Origin of the sequence: Veillonella sp. AF36-20BH (genome assembly GCF_003602765.1) — a bacterium.
Taxonomy (GTDB): domain Bacteria; phylum Bacillota; class Negativicutes; order Veillonellales; family Veillonellaceae; genus Veillonella; species Veillonella hominis.
On the sequence record NZ_QTLR01000020.1, the window covers coordinates 1 to 741 of the forward strand.

The following is a 741-nucleotide window of genomic DNA, read 5'->3' on the forward strand; positions in this document are numbered from 1 at the left end:
ATCTTGAATTGCAATAAGTAATGCGACAAAATTAAATCAATTTTCTAATCTCATGTTTAAACATGTCAAATGGTGTTTTAAACCCAAGGCATTTCCTAGGTCGATTATTCATCAACATTAATGCTTCTGTTAGTTTATCTAGTGTAACTTTAGCTAAATCGGTTTTCTTAGGAAAAAATTCTCGAAGTAAACCATTACTATTTTCATTAGAACCTCGTTGCCATGCTGCATAGGCATCGGCAAAATACATTGGTATTCCAAACTCGTTTTCAACCTGTTCATAGCAAGCAAATTCCTTACCACGGTCCACCGTAAAGGTTTTAAGTAATTTGCTGGTTAATGTATTGTACAGGGAACTAATAGCTAAAAACATAGAATCTTTAGATCGATCATTCATTTTTATGGCCACATAGAATCGTGTTTTACGTTCAACAAATGTAGCTAAACAGCCTTTGCTTTGACCTCTGGAAGAAACCATTGTATCTAGTTCCCAATGACCAAAAACCTCACGGTTTTCAACTTCTTGAGGTCGTTCTTTAATGGTCCTTTTAACATTGAAGCGTCCACGGGTTTCCTGTGTGCCGGGATTTTTTCCTTTCCGGCGAAGTACTTTTTCTGTTACAGCAAGAAAACCACGATGGATCCAAGAATATATGGTCTTAAAGCTTAGAACTCCAACTAATTCAGCACCAATTACTTCTTCTGGAGACCAAGTTTGTTGTAACCTGGATTCAATTAAAG

At 36.3% G+C, this 741-nt stretch carries 1 protein-coding gene; it reads right to left on the reverse strand.

Annotated features, from left to right (window positions below; translation table 11 throughout):
- Positions 1-31: 31 nt before the first annotated feature.
- Positions 32-741, reverse strand: a 710-nt coding sequence (locus tag DW000_RS09770; RefSeq protein ID WP_120056264.1) for an IS30 family transposase, incomplete at its 5' end; no start/stop codon positions are given.